The organism is Blastococcus sp. SYSU DS1024 (assembly GCF_054050795.1).
The window spans coordinates 61,038-82,201 of record NZ_JBJHAA010000013.1 but is presented as its reverse complement, the minus strand read 5'-3'; the positions used below and the strand labels follow the sequence as shown (position 1 = coordinate 82,201).

Genomic DNA, 21,164 nt, shown 5'->3' with positions numbered 1-21,164 from the left:
CCGAACCGACCCTGGTTCCTCTTCCGGGGTGATCACCGGTGTCGGTGGCACCTCGCCCGGTGCGACGATCGTCGGGTGACCCCGACCGCCACGGCACCGCCGCGCCCGCCGCTGGTGCGCCCGCGCGACGGCCGGGTCGTCGCCGGGGTGGCGGCCGGAACCGCGGCCCACCTGCGCCAGGACCCCCTGGTGGTGCGGGTGGCCTTCGTGCTGCTGGCCACCACCGGGCTGGGCATCATCGCCTACGGGCTGCTCTGGATGACGATGCCGGTGGCCGCGCCCGGGGACCCGGCGGCGCCCGTGCAGCAGGGCTGGCGGCCGGCCGGCGTCCGCCAGTGGGTCCTGCTGGTGGTCCTCGGCCTCGCCGCGGCGAGCCTCCTCGGTCAGCTCACGGCCTGGACCAGCAGCGACGTGGTCCTGCCGCTCGTCCTGCTCGTCGGCGGCCTGGCCGTGATCTGGCGGCAGCTGGACACCGACCGGACGCTCGCCGTGCCGGCGGCCCGCTGGGTGCTGGCCGGCGGGGTCGCCGTCGTGGGCGTCGGGCTCTTCCTCCTGCTGGCGACCACCGGTCAGCTGGCCAACGCCCGCAACGGGTTCGCCGCCACCCTGCTGATCCTCACGGGCGTCGTCCTGGCGACCGCACCGCTGTGGCGCCGCCTGCTCGACTCCCGCGCCGAGGAGCGCGCCGCGCGCGTCCGGTCGGAGGAGCGCGCCGCGGTCGCCGCGCACCTGCACGACTCGGTGCTGCAGACCCTGGCCCTGATCCAGCGCAACGCCGACGAGCCCCAGGCGGTGAGCCGGCTGGCCCGCAGCCAGGAGCGCGAGCTCCGGGCCTGGCTGTACGACCCGGCGGCCGTCCGCGAGGGCGGCACCTGGGCCGGGCTCGTCGCGGGCATGGTCGCCGAGGTGGAGGCCGACCACGCGCTCACCGTCGACCCCGTCGTGGTCGGCGACGCCCCCGTCGACGAGGAGCTGGCCGCGCTCGGCGCCGCGACCCGCGAGGCCCTGGTCAACGCGGCCAAGCACGCCGGCGTCCCGTCCGCGGACCTGTACACCGAGGTGACCGCCGACCAGGTGTCGGTATTCGTCCGGGACCGCGGCAAGGGGTTCGACCCCGGCACGGTGCCCGACGACCGGCGCGGCCTGCGCGACTCGGTGCGCGGCCGGCTGGCGCGGCTGGGCGGCAGCACGCAGATCCGGTCGACGCCGGGGGAGGGGACCGAGGTGGAGCTGGTCCTGCCGAGGAAGGCCGTGGGCGGGCAGCGGCGGGAGCACCGCGGCGAGGCGGCCGCGGACAGGGCGGGAGCACCGCAGCGAGGATCGAGCGTGGAGCGGACCGACCGCGGAGGTGGCCTGGGCATGCGAACGAGGAGCGGAGCGCCGCGCGGCAGCGACGCGGGAGGCGGAGCATGACCCCGCGGGTGTTCGTGGTGGACGACCACGCGATGGTGCGCACCGGGGTGCGGGCGGAGCTCGGCGACGACGTGGCCGTCGTCGGCGAGGCGGCCGACGTCGCCGGCGCGGTCGAGGGCATCCGCGCCACCCGCCCCGACGTCGTGCTGCTGGACGTGCACATGCCCGGCGGGGGTGGGCGCGCGGTGCTGGAGACCCTACGGGGCGAGCTGCCGGACGTGCGGTGGCTGGCCCTGTCGGTGTCCGACGCCGCCGAGGACGTCATCGCCGTCATCCGCGCCGGGGCGCGCGGCTACGTGACCAAGACGATCTCCGGCCCCGACCTGCTCGACGCCGTCCGCCGGGTCGCCGACGGCGACGTCGTGTTCAGCCCCCGGCTGGCCGGCTTCGTGCTGGACGCATTCGCCGCCGGGGGAGCGGTCGCGCAGGCGCCGGCGGCCGAGGAGGCCAGCGACCCGGGGCTGGACCTGCTGAGCACCCGCGAGCGCGAGGTCATGCAGCTGCTGGCCCGCGGCTACACCTACCGCGAGATCGGCTCCCGGCTGTTCATCTCGGTGAAGACCGTCGAGTCCCACGCCTCCAACGTGCTGCGGAAGCTGCAGCTGTCCAACCGCAACGAGCTCACCCGCTGGGCGGCGACCAACCGGCTGCTCTGACCGGCGACGACTGGCCGCTCCACCGCCCCCCGGTCAGGATGTGTGGCGGACCACATCCCCGGGGAGAGGAGCTCCTACGTGCTGCGCACCCTGTCGCGCCCGCTCGTGGCCGGCGTGGAGAGGTACCTGCCAGGGGCCTTCGTCTTCGCCGTCGTCCTGACCGTGATCGTCGCGGTCCTCGCGCTGGTCTTCGGCGACATCGGCCCGGCCGAGCTGACCCGGGCCTGGGGCGACGGCCTGGCCGGTCTGCTGGCCTTCATGACGCAGGTGGCCCTCGTCCTCCTGCTCGGCTACACGCTGGCGCTCACCCGGCCGGTCAAGGCCGGGCTGACCCGCATCGCCGACGTCCCCAAGAGCCCGCGCGCGGCGTACGCGTTCGTCGCGCTCGTGTCGGCCGTCGCCTCGCTGATCAGCTTCGGGCTGGGGCTGGTGGTCGGCGGGGTGATCGCCCTCGAGGTGGGCCGGGCGGCCCGCCGCCGGGGGACCCAGCTGCACTACCCGCTGCTGGTCGCCAGCGCGTACTCCGGCTTCGCCGTCTGGCACATGGGCTACAGCGCCACCGGCCCGCTGGCCGCCGCGACGCCGGGCAGCTTCGTGGAGGCGGCGATCGGCCGCACCATCCCGATCAGCGAGACGGTCTACTCGCCCTGGAACCTCATCGCGATCGTGATCGCGGTCGCGGCCATCATCGGGACCGTCGTCCTCATGGCGCCCAAGGGGACGGACCGGATCGTCGGGGTGCCCGAGCGGATGGGCACGGAGGACCCGGAGGTCGACCTGAGGGCCCCGGGGACCCCGGCGGAGCGCATGGAGGCCTCCCGGGTGGTGACGCTGATCCCCGGCCTGGCCCTGCTGGGGTACCTGGGGGTCTACCTCGCGCAGGAGGGCTTCGACCTCACCCTCGACATCGTCAACTGGAGCTTCCTCGCCGCGATCCTGCTCATCGTGCGCAGTCCGGCGGAGCTGGCCGAGCTCGTGGGCGGGGCGGTGCGGACGGTGGGCGAGGTCCTGCTCCAGTACCCGCTCTACGCCGGGATCATCGGGATGATGACCGCCTCCGGGCTGGCGGCCCAGCTCAGCAGCTGGTTCACCGACATCGCCAGCCCCGGCACCCTGGGGCTGTTCGCGTTCCTGTCGGCCGGTCTGCTCAACCTGTTCGTGCCCAGCGGTGGCGGCCAGTTCGCCGTCCAGGCGCCGATCTTCCTGGACGCGGCGGATTCGATCGGCGTCGATCCCGCCGTCATCACGATGGCGATCGCCTACGGCGACCAGTGGACCAACATGATCCAGCCGTTCTGGGCGCTGCCGCTGCTGGCCGTCGCCGGGCTGGGGGTCCGGGACATCTTCGGGTTCACCGCCATCACCTGCCTGATCACCGGCATCGTCTTCGCCGGCACCCTGCTCGTGCTCGGCGGCGGCTGAGCGGCGCCACCGCCGAGCACGGCCGTCAGCGGAAGTGGCTCTTCGGGATGACCGCGTGCACGCCGACGGTCCGGTCGACCACCTGGGAGACCTCGAAGTCGACCGCGGCGGACAGGTACGCGTAGGCGACCGCGCGGTCCATCCCGAGGTCGTTCTGCAGGAAGTCCAGCGCGTGCACCACCGCCCGCCGGTTGGCGACGTCGAGGTCGCTGCCCTGGCCGGACCGGGCGCCGTCGGGGTCGGACAGGCCGATCGGGAGCCAGGACTCCGGCGTCTCCCCGAACGGGTAGCGGAACGCCACCGAGGGGGCGTCGGAGGTGTCCTTGCGGCAGACGGTCAGCCGGAACGTGAGGCGCAGCGAGCCCTCGAGGGCGGTGAGAGCCACCTCGCCGCTGCCCATCGACATGTGCGGGTCACCGACCGAGAAGAGCGCGCCGGGCGCGACGACCGGCACGTAGAAGGCCGATCCCACACCGAGCAGGTTCACGTCGATGTTGCCACCGCCCACAGTGGGCGGGATGGAGTTGACCAGCGGGTCGTTGAGCGCCGTCGCGTCCCCGACCGTCGCCACCGCCATGAGGCCGGCGAAGGGGTCGACCGGCCAGGAGACCGTGCCCTTCGGCCCGCGCGGCAGGGACGCCCGCACCACGCCGCCGCGGGCCGCCAGCGGGGTGAAGTGGGAGACGTTGCCGTACTTCATCGGGTCCCCGGTGCCGCGCCCGTCGGGTGTGGTGGGCATGACCTCGGCGGCGGTGATGTCGCCGGGGGTGGCGGCGAACGCCGCCGACAGCGCGCCCTTGCCGTGCCGGCTGGAGACGACGCCGTAGGGGACGCGGGGCAGGGCCGTCAGCAGCTCGATCTTGAGGACGTCGCCCGGACGGGCGCCCTCGACGTGCACCGGGCCGGTGACCACGTGCGGGCCGTCGGCGTCGAAGTTCCGGGGATGCCGGGCGTACTCCGCCGCGATGGCGACGGCGTCGTCGAGCACCTGCTCCCGGGGCACCCCCTTGCTGCCGAACCAGGCCACCGGGTCGCGCCCCTGGTCCTCGAGGATCCCTTCGTGGCTGACGGTGTCGATGGTGATCGTCCCGCCCGAGCGCAGGCGGGCCACCGGGGTGTCGGTGGTGCGCGGCAGGTAGCCCCACCGCACCTCGTCGGGTCGGGAGGGCAGGTAGACCTGGCCGTCGATCGGCCCCTTGCCCGGCTGGAGGACCTCCCGGGGCAGCCGCGTGCGCGGCGCGGGTGCCGCGGCGGCCGGGCCCGCCGTCGCCGCCCCCGCGGCCAGCAGCGCGCCGGTGGCCAGGGCGGCCTGCACGAACCCGCGGCGGCCGAGCCCCCGTTCGAGGCGCTCGGCCGCCTCCTGCGGGTCGGGTGCGGTGTGGTCCTGCGAGGTCGTCGTCAAGGGTTCTCCCGGTGCCGTCGGTGGGCGTCGGGGGAGTTCTACGGCCCGGGTGTTGCATCCGCGTGCCGCCGGCGTGACCCCGTGTTACGAGCTGGTTCCGCCCGGCGCTACGCGGCGAACGCCGCCCGCCGGAAGGCCTCGAACAGCGGCGGTGGTTGCGGGGAGGCCCACATCTGGTTGGTCAGGAGGACGGCCGTCGTGCCCGTGACCGGGTCGGTCCACCACGAGCTGCCGAGGCCGCCGTCCCAGCCGTAGGAGCCGGCGTGCCGCCCGCCCGGCTCGTCGGTGCGGCGGACGCCGATGCCCAGCCCCCACCCGCCGCCCTCGTCGTCCACCGGGCCGACCTGCTCGGTGGTCATGGCGCGGACCGCCGCCTCGCTCAGCACCCGCGTCCCGCCGGGGGCGCACCCCCGCGTCTCCAGCACCCGCGCGAAGGCGGCGAGGTCGCCGACCGTGGAGACCAGGCCGTCGCCGCCGTCGGGGAACGCGGGCGCCGACGACCACTGGCCGTCCGCCGCGTCGTACAGCTCCCGCGCCCCCTCGGGCCCCGGGGGCGTCCAGTGCGGCCCGATCCGGTCCCGGGCCGCCGGCGGCACCCCGAAACCGGTGCTGCGCATGCCCGCCGGACGGAGGATCCGCTCGTCCAGCACCGAGGGCAGGGGCTGTCCCGCGGCACGCGACACGAGGACGCCGAGCACGCTCGCGCCCAGGTGGTACAGCCAGCGGCTGCCGGGCTGGTGGGCCAGCGGCACCGAGCCGAGGCGGGAGATCCACTCGTCCGGTCCGGGTGCAACCTGCGGCGCGGGCGGCCCCACGTGCAGCCCGGCCGCGGCCAGCGCGGTCAGCGTCGGGGACGGCCAGGGAGCGGTGAAGTCCAGGCCGAGACCCAGCCGGAGGGTGAGGACGTCGCGCAGCGTGATCGACCGCTCCGCCGGCACCGTCCCCGCGGCCGCGTCGGCGGGGTCGACGAGCACCTGCCGGCCGGCGAGCTCGGGGAGGAGCGGGTCGACGGGTCCGTCGAGGGCGAGGACGCCCTCGTCGACGAGGGACATCGCCGCCGCGGCGACGACCGGCTTGGTCGTCGAGGCGATGCGGAACACGGTGTCCGGCCGCACGGCGTCGTCGCTGCCGGGGACGTGCACGCCGGCCGCGCCGGTGGAGACCGGCTCACCGTCCCGGCCGACCCACCAGGCGGCGCCCGGCACCTCCCCGGCGGCGACCGCCCCGGTGACCGCTGCCTCGACCCGTTCCGCACGCTCTCTCCCACCGTCCACGTGGGGTGGACCGGTGGCGGGGCCGGAACTCATCGCCTCAGGCGGTGTGCACCACGTGGAAGGCCTCGGCGAGGCGGCCTGCCGGCAGGCCGAGCCGCTGCGCGGTCTGCTGCATCCAGGCGGTGACGAAGCCGTCGAGGTCCTCCAGGTGGCTCACCTGGGTGACGTGGCGCCGGAGCGCCGACAGCTTCCGGCCGAGCACGTCGGTGACGTCGACGGCGTGGTCGGCGCGCGGGCTGGCGCCCAGCCACACCTCCGCGACGCTCCACGCGTCCAGCCCCTCGTCGGCCAGCAGCTCGGGAAAGGCGAAGGGGTTGCGGGCGTCGGGGTAGACCGCGCGCAGCGTCGACTCGCCGACCGTCATGTGGTCGGGGTGGCTCGCCCCGATCCGCTCCCAGAACCGCTCGGGAGAGCTGGTCAGCACCCGCTGGGGTCGCACCTGCCGGATGACCCGGGTGATGTCCCGGCGCAGGTCGAGGGTGAGCTCCAGCCGGCCGTCGGGGTGGCCGAGGAAGCGGACGTCGGTGACGCCGACCTCCGCGGCCGCCGCGACCTGCTCGGCCCGGCGCAGCGGTCCCATCTGCTCCCGCGGGGTGTCGTCGAACCCGCCCGCGTCGCCGTCGGTGACGATCAGGTAGGTCACCTCCGTGCCGGCCGCCGTCCAGGTCGCCACGGTGCCGGCGCTGCCGAAGTCGACGTCGTCGGGGTGGGCGAGCACGCAGAGGGCGCGCTCGACGTGCTCGGCAGGCGGGGTGGGGAGCGGGGAGGTCACCCGGCGGAGCCTAGGTGGGCCGGGCGCGTGCGCCGGGCGCCGGTCGCGCAGACTCCGTGCGTGCCCGCTTTCACGCTCTCGGTCGCGCTCCGGTCCTCCGCCCCGCTGGACGACGCCAGGGTCGACGAGCTCCGGGCCGTCCTCGCCCCGGGCGACCCGGAGCTGCGGTTGTGGCGGGAACCCGACCGCGCGGTGCTGCGGGTGGCGACGGAGCGGGAGGCCGCGGACCTCGACGCCGCGCTGGTGCTGGGCATGCAGCTCGCAGACGAGGCGAACGAGGCCTGCCCGGGCCGGGTGTTCGAGGTCGCGGCGATGGGCGACGAGGACTCGCAGGTCTGGCGCAGCGGCCCCTAGGCCCCGTCCAGAGGCTCGCCGTGAGCGTGCGAGGGGTGAGGAGGACGGGGTCCTTCTTCAGAGGCGGCCGCGGCCCTGGCGCAGCAGCATCATGCCCAGCGCGGCGCCGTCCGGGCCCAGCGCCGAGCGGAACCGGGACAGGACCTGCTGCTCGCGGGAGAGCGAGAGCCGGGTCCCGCCGGACGCGGCGCGCAGCGCGCCGATCTCCTGGCTGATCTCCAGCCGGCGGCGGACGAGCTCGATGATCTCGGCGTCGCAGGCGTCGATCGCGCCGCGGAGCGCACCGATGCGCTCGGCCGGGTCTGCGGGAGCGGTCGGGCCGGCGGCGGTGGAGGAGGCGGTGAGGGTGCTCATCGGATGTCCTTCGGGTTGGTGGGACCGGGACCCGGAGAACGAGAAACGCCCCGGGCTCCTCGGGCCCGGGGCGTCAGTTGCGGCGTGTGCTCAGCCAGCGGTGACGGACACCGGACTCCGGTGACCGTAGAAAAAGCTGACCGTGGCGAGCACGAGGGGGAGTCTGCCACAGCCGCGCGGCCGGAGCCGGACGCGGTCGCCCCCGGGGCGGGTGGTGCGGCTGGTCCCGGGCCCGTCGGGACGGTCACCCGTCCGGCTTACAGTGGCGGTCTCATGAGCAGCAGCCTCCAGCAGTCCCTCCCCGGCACCGCCGCCCTGCAGCGCTCGGCTCCCGGCTCGCTCGGGCGAGAGCTGGACCGGATGCTGGCGGGGCTCAACGGCCCGCAGCGCGACGCCGTCGTCCACGAGGGCAGCCCGCTGCTCATCGTCGCCGGCGCCGGGTCGGGCAAGACCCGCGTGCTCACCCACCGGATCGCCTACCTGCTGGGCGCCCGCGGGGTGCAGCCGGGGGAGATCCTGGCGATCACCTTCACCAACAAGGCTGCCGGTGAGATGAAGGAGCGGGTCGCCGCGCTGGTCGGGCCGCGGGCGCGGTCGATGTGGGTGTCGACCTTCCACTCGATGTGCGTGCGCATCCTGCGGGCCGAGGCCGCCAAGCTGGGCATGAAGTCGTCGTTCACGATCTACGACCAGGGCGACTCGATCCGGCTGATGACGATGGTCGCCCGCGACCTGGACCTCGACGCGAAGCGCTATCCCGGCCGCAGCCTGTCCAACCAGGTCTCCAACCTGAAGAACGAGCTCGTCGACGAGGAGTCGTTCAGCCCCCAGACGGCGCCGGAGAAGGTGCTGAAGGAGGCGTACACGCTCTACCAGCGGCGGCTGCGCGAGGCGCACGCCATGGACTTCGACGACCTGATCATGACGACGGTCCACCTGCTGCAGGCGTTCCCGGACGTCGCCGAGCACTACCGCCGCCGGTTCCGGCACGTGCTGGTCGACGAGTACCAGGACACCAACCACGCCCAGTACATGCTCGTGCGCGAGCTGACCGGCACGGGCGAGGGGCCGGTGCCGCAGGCCGAGCTGTGCGTCGTCGGTGACGCCGACCAGTCGATCTACGCGTTCCGCGGCGCGACGATCCGCAACATCGACGAGTTCGAGCGCGACTACCCGCAGGCGACCACGATCCTGCTGGAGCAGAACTACCGCTCCACCCAGCGGATCCTCAAGGCCGCGAACACGGTCATCGCCAAGAACACCGGCCGCCGGCCGAAGAACCTGTGGACCGACTCCGGCGACGGCGAGCTGATCGAGGGCTACGTCGCCGACAACGAGCACGACGAGGCCGCGTGGGTCGCCGAGCAGATCGACGCCCTGGTCGACGAAGGCGCGTTCCAGCCGAAGGACATCGCGGTCTTCTACCGCACGAACAACGCCTCCCGCGTGTTCGAAGAGGTCTTCATCCGCGTCGGCATGCCGTACAAGGTCGTCGGCGGGGTCCGGTTCTACGAGCGCAAGGAGGTCCGCGACGCGCTGGCCTACCTGAAGCTGGTCGCCAACCCGGCCGACGTCGTCAGCCTGCGCCGGATCATCAACGTGCCCAAGCGCGGCATCGGCGACAAGGCCGAGTCCTGCATCGAGTCGTTCGCCGACCGGGAGCGGATCGCGTTCGGCACCGCGCTGCGGCGCTGTGCCGAGGTGCCCGACCTGGCCACCCGCTCGCTCAAGGCGCTGCAGGAGTTCGTGTCGCTGCTCGAGGAGTTCGAGCAGCTGGTGGAGACCGGCTCCGGCCCGGCCGCGCTGCTGGAGAGCATCCTCGACCGCACCGGCTACCTCGCGGAGCTGCAGGCCAGCACCGATCCGCAGGACGAGGGCCGGGTCGACAACCTCAACGAGCTCATCTCGGTCGCCGCCGAGTTCGAGGCCGCGAACCCCGGCGGCTCGGTCACCGACTTCCTCGAGCAGGTCTCGCTGGTCGCCGACGCCGACCAGATCCCCGTCTCGGGCGACGAGGCCGGCGTGGTCACGCTGATGACCCTGCACACCGCGAAGGGGCTGGAGTTCCCGGTCGTCTTCCTCACCGGTATGGAGGACGGCGTCTTCCCGCACCTGCGGGCCCTGGGTGACCCGCGCGAGCTGGAGGAGGAGCGCCGGCTGGCGTACGTGGGCATCACGCGGGCGCGGCAGCGGCTGTTCATCTCGCGGGCGACGGTGCGCACCAGCTGGGGGCAACCGGCCTACAACCCGCCGTCCCGGTTCCTCGACGAGATCCCGGCCGAGACCATCCACTGGGAGCGCACCGACCCGGTGCCCGCCCCGTCGACCGGCTACCGGTCGGCGCAGACGCGGGTGGCGGCCACCGGCCTGTCGACGGGTGGTCTGCGGGGCGGGGCCGGCAACCGCCAGGTGATCAGCGTCGAGGTCGGCGACCGGGTCAGTCACGACGCCTTCGGGCTCGGCACGGTGGTGGAGGTGACCGGCGTGGGGGACAAGGCCCAGGCCACGGTCGACTTCGGTTCCGGCGGCATCAAGCGCCTCGTCCTCCGCTACGCCCCCCTCGTCAAGCTGTAAGGCTCCGGCCGGTCCTCAGGAACGGGGGCCGGAGGCTTCCGCGACCGGAGGACGACGCGCCGCTCCCGGGGTCGGCATGCCGAGGCCCCCCGCTGTGGTGGCATGCGGGTCGAGCCGCGCCACCGGGCGTCGAGCCGCGCCATGACGCGGCTCGACGTTCCGTGCAGCGGCTGGACGTGCCGTTCGTGCACGCCCCCGGCACCGCAGGACCGCGCGAGCGGGAAGCGCCGCAGGACGCCGGCCCGACCGACGTCCGGGGGCTCGTCGCCCCCCTGTCGAGCTCGGACCTGAGTGGCCCGGAGACCGACGGGTCAGACGCTCGCCCCGCGGTCGGCCAGCCAGGCCCGGGGGTCGATCGGACGCCCGTCCATCCCGCCGCGGTGGATCTCGTAGTGCAGGTGGGGCCCGGTCGACTGGCCCTCGTTGCCGATCTTGGCGATCTGCTCCCCGGCGGTGACGATGTCGCCCGCGGAGACGCTGTAGTAGCGCATGTGCCCGTAGATGTGCACGTTGCCGTCGGCGTCCTGGATGTAGACGGCGTTGCCGTACCCCGAGGCGCGTCCGGCCCGCACGACGACGCCGTCGGTGGCGGCGACGATGGGCGTGCCGAGCGGCGCCGCCAGGTCCAGGCCGTAGTGCATGGTGCCCCAGCGCCGGCAGAAGCAGGTGGTGAGCGTGCCCTGCGTCGGAGCCACGATCTTGGGCTGGCGGGCGGCGCGGGAGGCGGCGAGCTCGCTGAGCCGGGCCTGGGCCTCGGCCTCGGTGATGCCGCGCCGGGCGTCGGCGCCCTCGAGGCCGCCGGCGAAGCTCACCTCGGTGGTGACGCCGAGGCCGTAGTCGGACGCGGAGGCGGAGACGTCCGGGCGGTCCCCGGTCGCGGCCGGGATCCCGGCGAGCACGGCGCCGGCGACGAGGGCGGCGAGCCAGAGGGGGGCGCGACGGCCCGGCGGGTGCGGAAACCGGCGGCGCGCGCGCGGCTCGGCCGGGGTGGTGAGCTCGGCGGGGGGCGGCGTCGGGGCCGGCGCGCGCACGGGGCCCTCGACGGCGGCGCGCGGCCGGGGCACCACGGCGACGTCGGCGCGTGGTCCCTCCAGCACCTGAGCACTGCTGCGAGACACGGCGTACCTTCCGGACGACCTGGCCGGCGAGCGCCCGGTGGGCGGTCGTCGGGGGAGCGACGACGGCGAGGACGCCGTCAGTGGCGTCCGCCGGTCATCCCGGCGCCGTGATCGGACCGTAACGATCCGTGAGTACGCGACCAAGCACCGAACGCTGCGTGTCGCGATGTGTGCACGTCGTCTCGTCGACGGGTCGACACGGCACGCCTCCGCCGCGCGGGCCCCGCTGCTCCGGGGCCGGGCGGATCAGGCGACGGCAGCCACCGGCGCGCCGGGCGCAGCGGGTTCGCCGACGCCGGCGAGGGTGGCCGCCACCTCGTCCAGGACACCGCGGTGGATGGGCAGCGACATGTGCCCCACGCCCCGGAACAGCACGTTGCGGGCGCCCAGATCGGGGTGGTCGCACCGCGCCGAGTGCGTGGGCAGCACCACCTGGTCCAGGTCGCTGTACACGGCGGTGACACGGGTCCGGCAGGTCGGCGCCGGGTGGTCCAGCTCCCGCAGCAGCGGCGATCCGGGGCGCAACTGGCGCACCAGCGGCGTGGGCAGTGCGTGGGCCAGGATCGAGCCCCGGTGGGGCGTGCCGAGGGTCACGAGCGTGCCGACCCGGCGATCGCCACCCTGCCGCTGGACGTGGTAGCGGGCGATCAGCCCGCCGAGGCTGTGCCCGACGACGTGCACCCGGTCGTAGCCGGTCTGCTCGCAGATCCGCTCGATGTGCTCGCCCAGGGCCGCGGCGCCGCGCGCGATGTCGGTGAGGAAGGGGCTGTAGTTCCACGAGCAGACGGCGGCGAACCCGCGCCGGCGCAGGCTCCGCCGCATGACGGCGAAGACCGAGCGGTTGTCGATCAGCCCGTGCACGAGCAGCACCGGGGTGCGGGCGGACAGCGGATCGGTGGCGAGCAGGGCCCGCGCGACGGGTGGCTGGGCGCCGGTCCGCCGGCACGGGTCGGGGCGCAGCTGCTCCATCCGGGTGCCGAGGGGGTACAGGAGGGCGTGTGCGCCGACCCAGGCGAGCTCGGTGAGGCCGCCGACGATCCCGGCGGGCGAGCAGAGCGCGCGCAGCCCCCGTGGCGTGGCCTCGGCGTCGTCCGCGGTGTGCCACTCTGGACCGGGGTCCAGTTCGCTCGATGGGCGCATGGCTGCCCTCCCGTTGGAGCCTCCGGCGGAGCACGGCTCGTGCCGTCCCGCCGGCCGGCGGTGCTCGGGTGTGTGTGCTCCGTTCACCGCACGGTAATGCGGGGGTGTGGCGGTCGTCACACGAACGTCACCGACGAGCCGCCGATCGAGTCCGGTTCGTGACATGCAGCAGAGGGGGAGACGTGTCCACCCGCGACGATCGCGCCCGGGCCGACCGGACCAGGGGCACCGCCCGCCGAGGACCCGCGGGGGCGTCGGCAACCACGCCGTCGCCGGTCGACGGGGACCGGGTGGTCGTCGGTGCCGTGCCGCCCTCGGTGCGGCTCTGCGGACTGCTGCTCGTGGTCGCCGGCCTGGCCGGTGTCCTCGCCGCCGTGCCGACCTACCTCGTCGTCGGCGGGGAGGAGCTGCGCCAGGTGCGGGGGTTCGGCGGTGCGCTCGCGACCCTCCTCGTGCCCGCCGTCCACCTGGCGGTGGGGGTCACGCTGCTCCGCCGCGCCGTCCCGAAGTTCGGGCTGGCCTACGCCGCCGTGGCCGGTGCGCTGTCGGTGGGGGAGCTGCTCATCGAGCTCTACCGGGGGAGCAGTTCGACGGCCCGGCCCGGCGTGGAGGTGCTGGCGGGTGAGCGGGTGCTGACCAGCGGCGTCCAGATCGGCGCCGGCTGGGTGCTGGGCGTCGTCGCGCTCGTCCTGACGGTGCTGGCCGGCGCCGTCGCCGTGGCGGCCTGGGGGCGGACGGTGATGGAGGACCGCGGACCGCTGGAGCCGATCCGCTCCGTGCTGGCGGGCGCCGCCGTGCTGCTGGGGGTCGTGGCCGTCCTCTGCCTGGCGCTGCCGCCGGCCGACGTGCCCCAGGAGCTGCGCATCGACCCCGTGACCGGCATGCGGGTCGTCGTGACGCAGGAGGGGCCTCAGGCGCTGCTCGAGCGGCCGGGGCTCGCGCTGCTCGGCGGGCTGCTGCTGGCCGGTGCGCTGCTGCTCTGCGCGGTCGTCGCGCCGTCGCTGCGCCCCCGGCTGGGGGCGGTCGGGGGGCTGCTCGCCGTCGCCGTCACCGTGCTCGGCGCGGGGCTGGAGGGCCTGCGGGACGCCGTCTCGTCCGACGAACTGGTCTGGACCGTTCCCGGCATCGGCCTGCTCGCCGCGGGGCTGGGCCTGCTCGGCCTGACGGTGGTCACCTGGCGGGCGCGGCGCACCGGGGCGTGACCCGCGCCACTCCGCCGGCCCGGGAGCTCCTAAGCTGCCTGCCGTGGTGGACGAACGCATCCGGGTGGTCATCGCCAAGCCGGGACTCGACGGGCACGACCGCGGGGCCAAGGTCGTCGCACGGGCACTGCGCGACGCCGGGATGGAGGTCGTCTACACCGGCCTGCACCAGACGCCCGAGCAGATCGTCGAGACGGTCGTGCAGGAGGACGCCGACGCCGTGGGCCTCTCCGTCCTCTCCGGCGCCCACATGACGCTCTTCGCCCGGCTCGCAGAGCTGCTCCGGGAACGCGGCGTCGACGACGTCGTCGTCTTCGGTGGCGGCATCATCCCGGAGGACGACGTGCCCGAGCTCCAGCGGCTCGGCGTCACCGGCATCTTCACGCCCGGGGCCACCACCACCGAGATCGTGGAGTGGGTGCGCACCCACGTGGGCGAGCCGGCCGGCGCCTGAGGGGCCCCACGGCGCGGTGACCAGCGCGAACGGGTGAGCGGTCCTGTGATGCAGCCCACGCCGGGCCCCCCTCGTCGCCGCCCGGGGCAGCGTTCCGGTGGCCAGCGGTCTACGGTGCCTTTTCGTGGATCTCTTCGAGTACCAGGCCCGTGACCTGTTGGCCTCGCACGGTGTCCCCGTGCTCCCCGGCGGCGTCGCCGAGACCCCTGAGCAGGCGGAGGCGATCGCCCGGGAGATCGGGCAGACCGTCGTCGTCAAGGCGCAGGTGAAGACCGGCGGCCGCGGCAAGGCCGGTGGCGTCAAGCTCGCCGACAACCCCGAGGACGCCAAGGCGCGTGCCCAGGACATCCTCGGGCTGGACATCAAGGGCCACATCACGCACCGCGTGATGGTGGCCCAGGCCAGCGACATCGCCGAGGAGTACTACTTCTCCTACCTGCTCGACCGCTCCAACCGCACCTTCCTGGCCATGGCCTCGAAGGAGGGCGGCGTGGAGATCGAGCAGCTCGCCGTCGAGCGCCCGGAGGCGCTGGCCCGCATCCCGATCGACGCCACGGTCGGCGTCGACAGCCAGAAGGCCGCCGAGATCGTCGACGCCGCCGGCTTCCCCGCCGAGGTGCGCGACCAGGTGATCGCCATCGCCGTCCAGCTGTGGGACACCTTCGCCAAGGAGGACGCCACGCTGGTCGAGGTCAACCCGCTCGCCAAGGCGCCCGACGGCACCGTCCTCGCCCTGGACGCCAAGGTCACCCTGGACGAGAACGCCGGCTTCCGGCACGCCGAGCACGCCGCGCTCGAGGACGCCGCCGCCGCCGACCCGCTCGAGGCCGCGGCCAAGGAGAAAGACCTCAACTACGTCAAGCTCGAGGGCGAGGTCGGGATCATCGGCAACGGTGCCGGCCTGGTCATGAGCACCCTCGACGTCGTCGCCTACGCGGGTGAGGACTTCGGCGGCGTCAAGCCGGCGAACTTCCTCGACATCGGCGGCGGCGCCTCGGCCGAGGTCATGGCCAACGGCCTGGGGATCATCCTCTCCGACCCGGCCGTGAAGAGCGTCTTCGTCAACGTCTTCGGCGGGATCACCGCCTGCGACGCCGTCGCCAACGGCATCGTCGCCGCCCTGCAGCAGCTGGGCGACCAGGCCACCAAGCCGCTGGTGGTCCGCCTCGACGGCAACAACGTGGAGGAGGGCCGGCGCATCCTCGCCGAGGCCAACCACCCGCTGGTCAGCCTCGAGGACACGATGGACGGCGCCGCGCGCCGGGCCGCCGAGCTCGCCGCCGCCTGATCGCCCCGACTCCGGACAGGACACCACTCAGATGTCGATCTTCCTCAACGAGAACAGCAAGGTCATCGTCCAGGGCATGACCGGCTCCGAGGGCATGAAGCACACGCAGCGCATGCTCGCCTCGGGCACCGCCATCGTCGGGGGCGTCAACCCGCGCAAGGCCGGCCAGTCGGTCGACTTCGACGGCACCAGCGTCCCCGTCTTCGGCGGCGTCGCCGAGGCCATGAAGGAGACCGGCGCCGACGTCAGCGTCATCTTCGTGCCGCCGCCGTTCGCCAAGGCCGCCGTCATCGAGGCCGTGGACGCCCAGATCGGGCTCGCCGTGGTCATCACCGAGGGGATCCCGGTGCACGACTCGACCTACTTCTGGGCGCACGCCCAGGGCGGCTCGACCCGCATCATCGGCCCGAACTGCCCCGGCCTGATCAGCCCCGGGCGCAGCAACGCCGGCATCATCCCGGCCAACATCACTAAGCAGGGCAAGATCGGCCTGGTGTCGAAGTCCGGCACGCTGACCTACCAGATGATGTACGAGCTGCGGGACATCGGTTTCTCGACCGCGATCGGCATCGGCGGCGACCCGGTCATCGGGACGACGCACATCGACGCGCTCCAGGCGTTCCAGGACGACCCGGAGACCGAGGCCATCGTGATGATCGGTGAGATCGGTGGCGACGCCGAGGAGCGGGCCGCCGACTTCGTCAAGGCCAACGTCACCAAGCCGGTCGTCGGCTACGTCGCCGGCTTCACCGCGCCCGAGGGCAAGACCATGGGCCACGCCGGCGCCATCGTGTCCGGCTCGGCGGGCACCGCCCAGGCGAAGAAGGAGGCCCTCGAGGCCGCCGGTGTGCGCGTGGGCAAGACGCCGTCGGAGACCGCGCAGCTCATGCGGGAGATCGTCGGCTCCTGACCTCCCCGGCCGCCACGCTGCCCGGTGACCGCACTGGTCACCGGGCAGCGGTGCGTCCGGGAGGTGCCGACGGGCGGCAGCAAGCCGTTGCGCGGGCCGCGCCCCGACCGCCACGATCGACGAGCACCTGATCCGTCCGGAGGAGATCCAGTGACCGCGAGCCAGCCCCCGCAGCCGCCCGAGGGTGGCCGACCTCCCGCGGGTGCGCAGCCGCCCGAGGAGCTGGGGCACGAGGCTCCGCGGTCCGCGGACCCTGCGCCACAGGGAGGGGAGCAGGGGCCGCACCACCAGCCGCAGGGCGGCCAGGCCCACGGGCAGCCCGCTTACGGCCAGCAGTACGGCCAGGCCCAGTACGGCCAGCCCCCGTACGGCCAGCAGTACGGGCAGCCCGCCTACGGCCAGCAGTACGGCCAGGCCCAGTACGGCCAGCCCCCGTACGGCCAGCCCCCGTACGGCCAGCAGTACGGGCAGCCCGCCTACGGCCAGCAGTACGGCCAGCCCCCGTACGGGCAGCCCCCGTACGGGCAGCCGCCGTACGGTGCGCCCCAGCAGCCCTATGGCCAGCCGGTCCACGGGGCTCCCGGCTACGGGCCACCCTTCGCCGGCCCCGGGCACCCGGGTGGCCGGCGACCGGGCGGCGCCGAGTTCTCCTTCGATCCCAAGCGGCTGGCCTGGACCGACCACGCCGTCGCGGGCGGCACGCTGTTGTTCCTGCTCGTCGCCTTCCTGCCCTGGTGGCGGTTCGGGGACGCGACCTTCGGCGTGACGTTCAGCGGGTTCGAGGACGGCATGGTCCGCGCCGCTTTCATGTTCCTGCTCCTCGCCACGACCTGGGCGGTCCTGCCGGCCTTCGTCCGGACGACGCTGAGCTTCCCGCGCTCCGCGGTGACCGTCGGCCTGGCCGGTCTCGGCCTGGTCCTCGCCCTGTTCTCGTGGTTGGACACCCTGCGGTACGCCTTCTCGTTCTGGGCGCTGCTGGGCTTCCTGGCCGCGGCCGCCGTCACCGCGTTCGCGGTGGTGGCCCTGCGGCGCGAGCTGCGCGAACGGCCGGCGCGGCCGGCCACCCCGCACCCCGGCGGGCAGTGGGCCGGCCCGGGCCCCGGGCAGCCGTACCCCTACGCGCCGTACGGGACGGGGCCCTACCCCTACCCGGCGCAGCAGGCACCCCCGCCGTGGCCATCGCACCCCGGCGCGGAGCAGGGCCCGGCCGCGGGATCCGGCGGGCCCGGGGGGTCGACCGCCTCGGGCGAGGCCCCGGGCACTACGCAGAGCGAGCGTCCCGGCACGGATACCTGATCGGCGAACCGGCGCGCCCCTCCCGGGACGGCCGGCTCCGGCGCGTGCGGCGGACATCCGCAGGAGCGGCTTGCGAGAGTGGAGGGGTGGTCCCCCTGCTCGCACGCCTGCCCTTCCGGCGGGACGACGGGTCCACCGGGCGACCTGCGCCGCCGGCGGTCCTGGCAGCCCTCGCCGCGGCCGCCGTCACGGCCGCCGGGGTGGCCGGCCTCTGGCTGGCGCTGGTGGTCGTGCAGGCGCTGGATCCGGCCGGTGGCATGTCGGCGGGTGGATCGGCATCCCTCGCCACCCGGCTGTGGCTGCTCGCCCACGGGGCCGAGCTCCGGCCGGCCTCGGGCTCGCTGGTGCTGGCCCCCCTGCTGCTGACCCTGCTGGCCGCCCGTGGCCTCTGGTGGGCCGGGCGGGTGGCCGTTCGGGTCCTGGACGACGAGACGTCGGCCCCGGCGGTGGTCCGCGCGGCGTCCCTGGTCGTGCTCGTGCACCTCGCGGTCACCTGGCTGCTGGCGCTGGTCGTGGACGACGCGACGGCGGGGATCGGCTGGCCGCGCACGCTGGCGGTCCCCGCCGGTCTGACCCTGGTCGCCGTCGGGTGGGGCGCGGGGCGGGAATCCGGGCTGCTCGACGCCGGGCTGGACCGGTTGCCGGGTGTCGTCCGCCCTGTCCTCCGCGGAGTGCTCGCCGGGTTGCTCGCCGCGCTGGCGCTGTCCCTCGTGGTCGTCGCCGTGGCGCTCGCCAGCGACGCGGGCGGCTACGCGGCGCTCTCGCGCGCGCTCGGCGGGGCGGGCGCGGGCGCCGTCGGGCTGCTGGGGCTGAGCGCGCTCTACCTGCCGAACGCGGGGATCGCCGTCCTCGGGCTGGCGGCGGGCCCCGGCTTCTCCGTGGGCACCGGCACGCTCGTGTCGGTGCACGGCGTCACGCTGGGCAGCGTGCCCGCCCTCCCGCTGCTCGCGGCGCTGCCGGACACGCAGGCGGTGCCGCTGGTCGCCTTCGTGTCGCAGGCGATCCCCGCCGTCGCGGGGCTGGTGGCCGGCAGCACCGTGGGCCGCTGGTTCACCGACCGGGACGGCGGTTCGGTGATCGCCGGGCTGGCCGGTCTGCTGGCCGGTTCGCTGCTCGGGCTGGTCACCGGGGTGCTCGCCTGGGCCGCCGGCGGTGCGCTCGGCGACGGCGCGCTCGCGGTGGTCGGCGCCCCGCCCGTGGCCACCGGCATCGCGCTGGCCGCGCAAGCCGGGATCGCCGCGGCGCTCGCCGGCGCGGTGACCCGCTGGCGGGCGCTGGGCTGAAAGCGGCCCCGTCGAGAGGCTCGCGCCGAGCCTGCGAGGCGGGAGGACGACGGGGTCCTTATAGGGTCGACGCCGTGCCCGCCGACGAGCCTCCTGCCCGGGCACGGGTCGTCGTCCTGCTGTCCGGCACCGGGTCGCTGTGCGCCGCGCTGCTCGACGCCACCGACGACCCCGCCTACCCGGCCGCCGTGGTCGCCGTCGGCGCCGACCGGAACGCCCCCGGGCTGGAGCACGCCCGCCGGCGCGGGCTGCCCACGTTCGTCTGCGCGCTCGGCGACCATCCCGACCGCGCCGCCTGGGACCGCGCGCTGGCCGAGCGGATCGCCGGGTTCGGGCCGGACCTGGTCGTGTCGGCCGGGTTCATGAGGATCGTCGGCCCCGCAGTGCTCGCCGAGTTCGAGGGCCGGCTGATCAACACCCATCCGGCGCTGCTGCCGGCCTTCCCCGGGGCCCACGCGGTGCGTGACGCCCTGGCGGCGGGGGTGGCGACGACCGGGTCGACCGTGCACCTGGTCGACGCCGGCGTCGACACCGGCCCGGTGCTGGCCCAGCGCGAGGTGCCGGTGCTGCCCGGGGACGACGAGGCGACGCTGCACGAACGGATCAAGGCCGTGGAGCGCCAGCTCCTGGTTGAGACGGTGGCGGCGTTCGCCGCCGCACCCCCGACCACCCCGCACCGGACGAGGAAGAGCACCTGATGAGCGACCGCACCCCGATCCGCCGCGCCCTGCTGGGCGTCTACGACAAGTCCGGCGTCGAGGAGCTGGCCCGCGGCCTGGCCGCGGCCGGAGTCGAGCTGGTCAGCACCGGCGCGACCGCGCGGCGGATCGCCGACGCCGGGGTGCCGGTCACCCCCGTCGAGCAGGTCACCGGGTTCCCCGAGTGCCTCGACGGCCGGGTCAAGACCCTGCACCCCGCCGTGCACGCCGGCATCCTCGCCGACCGGCGCAGGCCCGAGCACGTCGCGCAGCTGGAGGAGCTCGGCGTCGCGGCGTTCGACCTCGTGGTCGTGAACCTCTACCCGTTCACCGAGACCGTCGCCTCGGGCGCAGCCCCCGACGAGTGCGTCGAGCAGATCGACATCGGCGGCCCGGCCATGGTGCGCGCCGCGGCCAAGAACCACCCGTCGGTGGCCGTCGTGGTCGACCCGGCGCGCTACGGCGACGTGCTCGCCGCGGTCTCCGCCGGCGGCTTCACCCTGGCCGAGCGGCAGCGGCTCGCCGCCGCCGCGTTCCGGCACACCGCCTCCTACGACGTCGCCGTGGCCTCCTGGATGGGCAGCGTGCTCGCCCCCGACGACGAGACCGGCTTCCCGGCGTGGGTCGGCGGGAACTGGGAGCGCGCCGCCGTGCTCCGCTACGGCGAGAACCCGCACCAGGCCGCCGCGCTGTACCGCTCGGACCGGCCGGGGCTGGCGCACGCCGAGCAGCTGCACGGCAAGGAGATGTCCTACAACAACTACGTCGACACCGACGCCGCCTGGCGGGCCGCCCACGACCACGACGAGCCGTGCGTGGCGATCATCAAGCACGCCAACCCCTGCGGCATCGCCGTCGGCGCCGACATCGCCGCCGCGCACCGCAAGGCGCACGCCTGCGACCCGGTGTCGGCCTTCGGCGGCGTCATCGCGGCCAACCGCGAGGTCGACCTCACGATGGCCGAGCAGGTGGCCGAGGTGTTCACCGAGGTGGTGGTCGCGCCGTCGTTCACGGACGACGCCGTCGCGGTGCTGACGGGGAAGAAGAACATCCGGCTGCTGCGGCTGCCGCACCTGCCCGACACCGGCGTCGAGTCGCGCCCGATCGGCGGCGGGCTGCTGCTGCAGACGCGGGACCGCATCGACGCCACCGGCGACGACCCGACCACCTGGACGCTGGCGACCGGCGAGCCGCTGGACGCCGCGGGCCTCGACGACCTCGTCTTCGCCTGGCGGGCGGTGCGCGCGGTCAAGAGCAACGCGATCCTGCTCGCCCACGACCGGGCCACCGTCGGCGTGGGCATGGGCCAGGTCAACCGGGTCGACTCCGCGCGCCTGGCGGTCAGCCGGGCCGGGGAGCGGGCCGCCGGCGCGGTCGCCGCCTCCGACGCGTTCTTCCCGTTCGCCGACGGGTTGCAGGTGCTGCTGGACGCCGGCGTGCGGGCCGTCGTCCAGCCCGGCGGGTCGGTGCGCGACGAGGAGGTCGTCGCCGCCGCCGCGGCGGCCGGCGTGCCGCTGTACCTGACCGGCACCCGCCACTTCGCCCACTGAGAGC

At 74.8% G+C, this 21,164-nt stretch carries 19 protein-coding genes; 13 read left to right on the top strand and 6 right to left on the bottom strand.

All coding sequences use genetic code 11. The features are described 5' to 3' along the window. Positions 1-75 precede the first annotated feature (75 nt). The 3 genes from ACI79S_RS13410 (at position 76) to ACI79S_RS13400 (ending at position 3,491) form a co-directional block, all read left to right on the top strand. Entirely contained in the window at positions 76-1,413 is a 1,338-nt protein-coding gene (locus ACI79S_RS13410) for an ATP-binding protein (protein ID WP_456593937.1), read from the top strand. Continuing rightward, complete coding sequence (locus ACI79S_RS13405) at positions 1,410-2,069, top strand: response regulator (protein WP_456593936.1); 660 nt, start codon at positions 1,410-1,412, stop codon at positions 2,067-2,069. Before ACI79S_RS13410 ends, ACI79S_RS13405 begins: the two co-directional genes overlap by 4 nt. 78 nt (positions 2,070-2,147) lie before the next feature. Next, entirely contained in the window at positions 2,148-3,491 is a 1,344-nt protein-coding gene (locus tag ACI79S_RS13400) for a short-chain fatty acid transporter (protein ID WP_456593935.1), read from the top strand. A gap of 25 nt (positions 3,492-3,516) precedes the next feature. Here ACI79S_RS13400 and ACI79S_RS13395 read toward each other — a convergent pair whose 3' ends face one another. The 3 genes from ACI79S_RS13395 to ACI79S_RS13385 all read right to left on the bottom strand — a co-directional run bounded on the left by ACI79S_RS13395 (position 3,517) and on the right by ACI79S_RS13385 (position 6,939). Then, a complete protein-coding gene (locus tag ACI79S_RS13395) occupies positions 3,517-4,893 on the bottom strand; it encodes an acetamidase/formamidase family protein (protein WP_456593934.1) in 1,377 nt (458 codons plus the stop codon). A gap of 107 nt (positions 4,894-5,000) precedes the next feature. Beyond that, positions 5,001-6,200, bottom strand: coding sequence for a serine hydrolase domain-containing protein (locus ACI79S_RS13390; protein WP_456593933.1), 1,200 nt, complete (start codon positions 6,198-6,200; stop codon positions 5,001-5,003). A 4-nt stretch (positions 6,201-6,204) separates the two neighbouring features. Next, positions 6,205-6,939 carry a PIG-L deacetylase family protein gene (locus tag ACI79S_RS13385; RefSeq protein WP_456593932.1) on the bottom strand — a complete coding sequence of 245 codons (735 nt, stop codon included), beginning with the start codon at positions 6,937-6,939 and terminating at the stop codon, positions 6,205-6,207. Between the two features lie 60 nt (positions 6,940-6,999). Between ACI79S_RS13385 and ACI79S_RS13380 the strand changes: the two genes are divergently transcribed. Beyond that, positions 7,000-7,293, top strand: a complete 294-nt coding sequence (locus ACI79S_RS13380; RefSeq protein ID WP_456593931.1) for a hypothetical protein — start codon at positions 7,000-7,002, stop codon at positions 7,291-7,293. 57 nt (positions 7,294-7,350) lie between these two features. Here the strand turns inward: ACI79S_RS13380 and ACI79S_RS13375 are convergent, their stop codons facing one another. Further along, complete coding sequence (locus tag ACI79S_RS13375; RefSeq protein ID WP_456593930.1) at positions 7,351-7,647, bottom strand: chorismate mutase; 297 nt, start codon at positions 7,645-7,647, stop codon at positions 7,351-7,353. Positions 7,648-7,920: 273 nt separating this feature from the next. Between ACI79S_RS13375 and pcrA the strand changes: the two genes are divergently transcribed. Further along, a complete protein-coding gene (gene pcrA / locus ACI79S_RS13370) occupies positions 7,921-10,221 on the top strand; it encodes a DNA helicase PcrA (protein WP_456593929.1) in 2,301 nt (766 codons plus the stop codon). A 311-nt stretch (positions 10,222-10,532) separates the two neighbouring features. On the opposite strand, the gene ACI79S_RS13365 is transcribed toward pcrA, so the two are convergent. Both ACI79S_RS13365 and ACI79S_RS13360 read right to left on the bottom strand, forming a co-directional pair. After that, complete coding sequence (locus ACI79S_RS13365; RefSeq protein ID WP_456593928.1) at positions 10,533-11,318, bottom strand: M23 family metallopeptidase; 786 nt, start codon at positions 11,316-11,318, stop codon at positions 10,533-10,535. Between the two features lie 267 nt (positions 11,319-11,585). Further along, positions 11,586-12,479 carry an esterase/lipase family protein gene (locus ACI79S_RS13360; RefSeq protein WP_456593927.1) on the bottom strand — a complete coding sequence of 298 codons (894 nt, stop codon included), beginning with the start codon at positions 12,477-12,479 and terminating at the stop codon, positions 11,586-11,588. 290 nt (positions 12,480-12,769) lie between these two features. Between ACI79S_RS13360 and ACI79S_RS13355 the strand changes: the two genes are divergently transcribed. The 8 genes from ACI79S_RS13355 to purH all read left to right on the top strand — a co-directional run bounded on the left by ACI79S_RS13355 (position 12,770) and on the right by purH (position 21,160). Beyond that, complete coding sequence (locus tag ACI79S_RS13355; RefSeq protein WP_456593926.1) at positions 12,770-13,681, top strand: hypothetical protein; 912 nt, start codon at positions 12,770-12,772, stop codon at positions 13,679-13,681. A gap of 43 nt (positions 13,682-13,724) precedes the next feature. Beyond that, positions 13,725-14,135, top strand: a complete 411-nt coding sequence (locus ACI79S_RS13350; RefSeq protein WP_456593925.1) for a cobalamin B12-binding domain-containing protein — start codon at positions 13,725-13,727, stop codon at positions 14,133-14,135. A 124-nt stretch (positions 14,136-14,259) separates the two neighbouring features. Continuing rightward, entirely contained in the window at positions 14,260-15,423 is a 1,164-nt protein-coding gene (sucC, locus tag ACI79S_RS13345) for an ADP-forming succinate--CoA ligase subunit beta (protein ID WP_456593924.1), read from the top strand. Between the two features lie 31 nt (positions 15,424-15,454). Next, positions 15,455-16,333: a succinate--CoA ligase subunit alpha gene (sucD, locus tag ACI79S_RS13340; protein ID WP_456593923.1), complete on the top strand. Its 879-nt coding sequence runs from the start codon at positions 15,455-15,457 to the stop codon at positions 16,331-16,333. A gap of 150 nt (positions 16,334-16,483) precedes the next feature. Then, positions 16,484-17,629, top strand: a complete 1,146-nt coding sequence (locus tag ACI79S_RS13335) for a hypothetical protein (RefSeq protein ID WP_456593922.1) — start codon at positions 16,484-16,486, stop codon at positions 17,627-17,629. Positions 17,630-17,715: 86 nt separating this feature from the next. After that, positions 17,716-18,912 carry a cell division protein PerM gene (locus tag ACI79S_RS13330; protein WP_456593921.1) on the top strand — a complete coding sequence of 399 codons (1,197 nt, stop codon included), beginning with the start codon at positions 17,716-17,718 and terminating at the stop codon, positions 18,910-18,912. 74 nt (positions 18,913-18,986) lie between these two features. Beyond that, on the top strand, positions 18,987-19,610 hold the full coding sequence (gene purN, locus ACI79S_RS13325) for a phosphoribosylglycinamide formyltransferase (RefSeq protein WP_456593920.1): 624 nt from the start codon (positions 18,987-18,989) through the stop codon (positions 19,608-19,610). Beyond that, positions 19,610-21,160 carry a bifunctional phosphoribosylaminoimidazolecarboxamide formyltransferase/IMP cyclohydrolase gene (gene purH, locus ACI79S_RS13320; RefSeq protein WP_456593919.1) on the top strand — a complete coding sequence of 517 codons (1,551 nt, stop codon included), beginning with the start codon at positions 19,610-19,612 and terminating at the stop codon, positions 21,158-21,160. Before purN ends, purH begins: the two co-directional genes overlap by 1 nt. Positions 21,161-21,164: the final 4 nt, after the last annotated feature.

What these genes read in the sequence shown, in the direction of transcription:
- ACI79S_RS13405 (WP_456593936.1), top strand. Translation starts at nt 1,410, where the DNA reads ATGACCCCGCGGGTGTTCGTGGTGGACGACCACGCGATGGTGCGCACC.
- ACI79S_RS13375 (WP_456593930.1), bottom strand. Translation starts at nt 7,647, where the DNA reads ATGAGCACCCTCACCGCCTCCTCCACCGCCGCCGGCCCGACCGCTCCC.
- pcrA (WP_456593929.1), top strand. Translation starts at nt 7,921, where the DNA reads ATGAGCAGCAGCCTCCAGCAGTCCCTCCCCGGCACCGCCGCCCTGCAG.
- sucD (WP_456593923.1), top strand. Translation starts at nt 15,455, where the DNA reads ATGTCGATCTTCCTCAACGAGAACAGCAAGGTCATCGTCCAGGGCATG.
- purH (WP_456593919.1), top strand. Translation starts at nt 19,610, where the DNA reads ATGAGCGACCGCACCCCGATCCGCCGCGCCCTGCTGGGCGTCTACGAC.
- ACI79S_RS13360 (WP_456593927.1), bottom strand. Translation starts at nt 12,479, where the DNA reads ATGCGCCCATCGAGCGAACTGGACCCCGGTCCAGAGTGGCACACCGCG.
- ACI79S_RS13390 (WP_456593933.1), bottom strand. Translation starts at nt 6,200, where the DNA reads ATGAGTTCCGGCCCCGCCACCGGTCCACCCCACGTGGACGGTGGGAGA.